The organism is Agromyces seonyuensis, from assembly GCF_009789225.1.
Lineage (GTDB): Bacteria > Actinomycetota > Actinomycetes > Actinomycetales > Microbacteriaceae > Agromyces > Agromyces seonyuensis.
The window spans coordinates 1-5,254 of sequence record NZ_WSTA01000135.1; the positions used below are offsets into that span (position 1 = coordinate 1).

6 protein-coding genes are annotated in these 5,254 nt (G+C 74.1%); 2 read left to right on the forward strand and 4 right to left on the reverse strand.

Annotated elements, in window-relative coordinates:
* Positions 1–252: 252 nt before the first annotated feature.
* The gene (locus GB864_RS17715; protein WP_236779237.1) at positions 253–588 is read left to right on the forward strand and encodes a TIGR02611 family protein; all 336 of its coding nucleotides are present in this window, start codon (positions 253–255) and stop codon (positions 586–588) included.
* Positions 589–666: 78 nt separating this feature from the next.
* Here GB864_RS17715 and GB864_RS17720 read toward each other — a convergent pair whose 3' ends face one another.
* The 3 genes from GB864_RS17720 to GB864_RS17730 all read right to left on the reverse strand — a co-directional run bounded on the left by GB864_RS17720 (position 667) and on the right by GB864_RS17730 (position 3,662).
* Entirely contained in the window at positions 667–879 is a 213-nt protein-coding gene (locus GB864_RS17720; RefSeq protein ID WP_160427013.1) for a hypothetical protein, read from the reverse strand.
* A gap of 170 nt (positions 880–1,049) precedes the next feature.
* Positions 1,050–2,618 (reverse strand): aminopeptidase P family protein, encoded by a 1,569-nt coding sequence (locus GB864_RS17725; protein WP_419672802.1) that lies wholly within the window; start codon positions 2,616–2,618, stop codon positions 1,050–1,052.
* Between the two features lie 30 nt (positions 2,619–2,648).
* Positions 2,649–3,662: an endonuclease/exonuclease/phosphatase family protein gene (locus tag GB864_RS17730; RefSeq protein ID WP_160427015.1), complete on the reverse strand. Its 1,014-nt coding sequence runs from the start codon at positions 3,660–3,662 to the stop codon at positions 2,649–2,651.
* A gap of 62 nt (positions 3,663–3,724) precedes the next feature.
* On the opposite strand from GB864_RS17730, the gene GB864_RS17735 reads away from it, so the two are divergent.
* Positions 3,725–4,585 (forward strand): PHP domain-containing protein, encoded by an 861-nt coding sequence (locus GB864_RS17735; RefSeq protein WP_160427016.1) that lies wholly within the window; start codon positions 3,725–3,727, stop codon positions 4,583–4,585.
* A 9-nt stretch (positions 4,586–4,594) separates the two neighbouring features.
* On the opposite strand, the gene GB864_RS17740 is transcribed toward GB864_RS17735, so the two are convergent.
* Positions 4,595–5,017, reverse strand: coding sequence for a hypothetical protein (locus GB864_RS17740; RefSeq protein WP_160427017.1), 423 nt, complete (start codon positions 5,015–5,017; stop codon positions 4,595–4,597).
* Positions 5,018–5,254: the final 237 nt, after the last annotated feature.

Here is a 5,254-nt window from a genome sequence, read left to right on the forward strand (position 1 = left end):
GGCCGCGGCCGCACGGGAGTCGGCTCCGTCGGCGCCCGCCGCCCCGCCGGCCGCACCGGCGGCGGCCCCGGAGGCGCCCTCGACCCCGGAGCCGTCCACGACCCCCGAGCCGTCCACGGCGCCCGAGCCGGACTCGGGCACGTCGTCGTCGGAGGGCACGTCCTCGGAGGCGTCCGACGCCCCGGACGACCGCCCGGCCGACTCCCGCTGAGTTCCCGGCCCGCGCCCAGCCGCCGTCAGTAAGTTCGGGTCATGGAGCCCGGAGCAGAACTCCTCCCCGTCCCGAAGCGCCGGTCGCGCGTGCGAGCGATGCTGCACGCGTTCCGCGAACGACTGCGCGCGCACCCCGTGCTGCGGCGCTGGTATCGCGGCGCCGTCGCGGTCGCCGGTGTGCTCGTCATGCTGCTGGGCCTCGTGCTCGTGCCCCTGCCGGGCCCGGGGTGGCTCATCGTCTTCGCCGGCCTCGCGGTGCTCGCGACCGAGTTCGCGTGGGCCGCTCGAGCGGCCGGGCCGATCCGGCGCGGGGTCGCGCGGATGCAGGCCGCGTACCGAGCGCGCAAGGCCGCACGGGGCGCCGAGCCCGCCTGAGCGCCATCTCGGTCGCGGTCGGTCAGGCCGGTCGCGGTTCGTGCGGCGATCGACGGACTGCGATCGCCCGACCGCGTCTCAGCGCTCGAGCATCTCCCGAACGATCTCGCCCCAGGCGAAGCCGCACTCGCGGCACTCGAACAACGGGTCGCCCGCTCCGTCGTCGCGGATCGGCTCGAGCATGTCGATGGCGCGCACCCGGTCGGATTCGCACCGCGGGCATCGCTCGTCGGCGTCGGCGCCGATCACGGGGAACGGGGTGGGCTCTGCGGCGGCGGTTCGGGCATCCATGTCGGGCACGCTACGCGGGACCGCGGACATCCCCGGGGAGCGCGCCGGGCGCGCCCGCGGTCCGGGGGCCCCCCAGTCGCGCGTCCCGGCGTCCGTCCTGTCATCCCTCCAGACGGCGCGAGCCCGCCCGATCGCGGTGATCGGACGAGCTCGCGCGGTGCGTCGGCGGCTCAGCGCCCGGCGCCGCCGACCCAGGCCTCGACCTCGGCGACGGTGCGCGGGATGCCCGCCGAGAGGTTCACGGCGCCGCTCGAGGTGACGAGGATGTCGTCCTCGATGCGCACGCCGATGCCGCGGAACTCCTCGGGGACGGTCAGGTCGTCGGGCTGGAAGTACAGGCCCGGCTCGATCGTGAAGACCATGCCCTCCTTGATCTCGCCGTCGCGGTAGAACTCGCGGCGGGCCTCCGCGCAGTCGTGGACGTCGAGCCCGAGGTGGTGGCTCGTGCCGTGCACCATGTAGCGGCGGTGGAACTGGTTGTCGGGTTCGAGGGACTCCTCGGCGGAGACCGGCAGGAAGCCCCACTCGGCGGTCTTGCGGGCGATGACCTCCATCGCGGTGGCGTGCACCTGCGAGAACACGACGCCCGGCTCGACGATCAGAAGCGCGGCGTCGGCGGCCTCGAGCACCGCCTCGTAGACGAGCTTCTGCACGTCGGAGAACGTGCCGTTCACCGGGAACGTGCGCGTGATGTCGGCCGTGTAGTAGCTGTCGCGCTCGACGCCGGCGTCGAGGAGGACGAGCTCGCCCGGGCGCACGGCGCCGTCGTTGCGGGTCCAATGCAGGATCGTCGCGTGGGGGCCGGCGGCGGCGATCGAGCCGTAGCCGACGTCGTTGCCGTCGATGCGGGCGCGGGTCGCGAAGACGCCCTCGAGGACGCGCTCGCCGCGCGGGGTGGCGACGGCGCGGTCGAGCTCGGCGAGCACCTCGGTGAAGGCGGTCTTCGTCGAGTCGACGGCGGCCTGCAGCTCGGCGACCTCCCAGGCGTCCTTGACGAGGCGCGCCTCGCCGAGGAACCGCGCGAGCTCGGCGTCGGGCTCGTGCACGGAGCCGGGCTCCCAGCCGAAGGGGGCATCCGCGGCGTTGTCGGTGACGACGGCCTCGGCGGCGCGTGCGAGGCGCGCCCGATCGATGCGCTCGGTGATCGCCGGGTCGGCCTCGCGGTAGACGAGGGTCTTCGTGTCGGCGGAGGCGAGCAGGCTCGCGACCTCGCCGAGCTCGCGCGTGGCGATGCCGAGATCGGCGGCGACGTGCGCGAGCGAGGGGCGCGGGCCGACCCAGAACTCGCCGATGGCGGCGTTCGCGTAGAACTCCTCCGAGTCCCGGCCCGCGACCGCGCGGAAGTACAGGGCGACGTCGTGGCCGTCGGCCGTCGGCTCGAAGACGATCACCGAGTCGGGCTCGGCGTCGGAGCCCCAGCCCGTGAGCCAGGTGAAGGCCGAGTGCGCCCGGAACGGGTAGTCGGTGTCGTTCGCGCGCTGCTTCATCGCACCGGCCGGCACGACGAGCCGCTTGCCGGGGAACGCCGCGGAGAGCTCCGCACGGCGCCGGGCGGCGTGCGCGGCGACCTCGCGCGGCTCGGGCAGCGTCTCGACGCGCTCGCCCCAGTTGCTCGAGATGTAGTCACGGAAGCCGTCCGAGCGCGGGGTGGTCGACCGGTTGGCGTTGCGGTCGGCGGCGGCCTGCTCGTCGGTCTCGTCGGCGACGGTGGTCTCGGGGGAATCGATGCGCTCGGACATGGCATCCATTCTCCCACCAGCCGCGGCGTTCTACCCGACCGGGGAGAGCCGTGCCACGACCGGGCGGTGGTCGCTGCCCGCGTCGTCGAGCCCGTCGAGCACCTCGAAGGAGTCGACGTGCCACTCGGGGGTCGCGAGCACGTGGTCGATGGGGGAGCCGAGGAACTCGGGCAGGCGGGTCGGCCAGGTGCCGAGGCCGGCGGCACCGGCGGCGAGGGCCGCGTCCCGGCAGATGCCGAGGTCGCCGCCGTCGACGCCGCGGCCGGCGAAGTGATCGAGCGTCGCGTTGAAGTCGCCCGCCATGATGACGTTGCCCGAGGCGCACTGGTCCGCCGTCCAGTCGAGGTCGGCGCGCCAATTGCGGAACTCCCAGCGGATGGGGGCGACGGCGTGCACGGCGACGATGGTCGGTCCGACGCCGTCGACCGGTACGGCGACGACGCTCGGCAACGTCGAGGTGTTGCCCGGCGGGCCCGGGACATCGGCGTTGACGACGTCGTAGACCCCGAGTTCGGGGCTGATGAGCAGTGTCGTCGAACGCGCCTTCGCGATGTCGTCGAACTTCTGGTGGTGCACCCACATGGGGCGGCCGGCCTCGCGCATCGCGACGGCGATCTCGACGCTCGTCTCCTCGGTGGTCTCCGGCAGCACGACGACGTCCGCCCCCTGCTCGAGCGCGAGCGCCGCGATGCCCTCGGCGCCGGGCACCTCGCCGAGCGTGTTCCACGACAGCACCGTGATCGAGCCGTCCGGCGCTGCGTCGGAGCCGCCGAGGCCGCGCACCGTGAGCACCCCTGCGTTCGCCGCCGCGAAGACGACGAGGATGCCCGCGAGCCCGGCCGTGAAGGCCCGCAGCCGTCGGATCGGGAGGAACGCGGCGACCACGAGGGCGGCGCCGAGCCCGCACACGGCCGCGATGCCGCGCAGCGCCACGACGTGGGCGAACACCCACTGGTTCTGCAGGTCGACGAGCTGCGGCCACGTCAGCAGGATCGCGAGGATCGCGACGAGGACGAGCAGGGCTCCGCCGAGGAATCGGGCCATGCGTCAACGGTAGACGCTCCCGAACGGGCGGGAGGCCGGGATGCGCTCAGTAGCATGGAGGGATGCCACGGTCGATCGGCGAAGCCGACCTGCACACCCACTCCGTCGTCTCCGACGGCACGCAGACGCCGGCGGAGATCCTCGAAGCGGCCCGCGCCGAGGGCCTGTGGGGCGTCGCGCTCACCGACCACGACTCGACCGCCGGATGGCACGAGGCCGCAGCAGCGGCAGTGCAGACGGGCGTCGCCCTCATCCCCGGCATGGAACTCTCGACGCGCGAGCGCGGGCTCAGCATCCACGTGCTCGGCTACCTGTTCGACCCGCTCGACGCCGGGCTCACCGACGAGACGGCGAAGATCCGCGAGGCCCGGCTGACGCGCGCCGAGGAGATCGTGCGCCGTATCGGCGCCGACTATCCGCTCACGTGGGAGGACGTCCAAGCGCAGGCCGCCGTCGGCGCGTCGATCGGCCGCCCGCACATCGCCGACGCCCTCGTCTCGCTCGGGCTCGTGCCGACCCGCTCGGACGCCTTCGACGGCATCCTGCACCCGCGCGCCGGCTACACGGTGCCGCTCTACGCCCCCGACCCGGCGACCGGCATCGCGCTCCTTCGCGCCGCGGGCGGCGTGCCCGTGCTCGCGCACCCGGGCACGCGGGGCGCCGAATACGTCCTCACCGACCGACGGGTGGGCGAACTCGTCGACGCCGGACTCCTCGGCCTCGAGATCGAGCACCCCGAGAACGACCCCGCCCAGCTCCCGCGGCTGCGCCGCCTGGCCGAGCGCCACGGGCTCTTCATCACCGGCTCGAGCGACTCCCACGGCGCGGGCAAGCCCAACCGACTCGGCGAGCGGCGCACTTCGCCCGAGGTCGTCGAGACGATCCTCGCGACCGGCACGGGCAGCGAGCCGGTCTTCCCGTAGCGGACGGCGTCAGCCCTGGCTGAGCATCACGGGGTTCTCGTCCTCGAGTCCATCGCGCAGTTCCACCCGCGTCCACGGCACCGGTGCGTCGGCGAACACCGGCTCGAGCACTCGCCACATCGCTGCGGCGTCCTGGCCGACGAAGTAGAGCTCGTACCCGTGCTCCCCGACGTCGTTGCCGTCGATCCACCCGGCATCGGCGGCGGCGAGCGCCTCGTCGGCCGCGAGTTCCGTCTCGAGCAGGGTGTCCATGATGCCCAGGTCGAACTCCTCGTCGGTGCCCTCGAAGGCCACCACGACCCAGCCGTCCGGCTCCTCGGCCGCCGCTGCTTCCGGGGCAGCGGCCGGCGACGTGACGCACGCGGCGAGCGCCGACGCGGACAGGAGGAGCGACAGAGCCGCGAACGGGAGACGGAGGCGACGTCGGATCATGCGGGAACCATAGCCGACGGTGTCGATCTCGAGACGCTTCGTCGTCGGTCCTCGACCACCGGGGTGCCGTTCCTCGCTCGACGGCCGTGGAATGCCGAACGCCCGGCCCCGCGGATGCGGGACCGGGCGTCGGACGGATGCGCCGTGCGTCAGGGCGTGGGCGCCTGCGGCGCCGAACCCGCGCCGGAGCCCGACGGGCGGCGACGGCGACGGCGGCGCGCGGCCGGCGGACGGCCG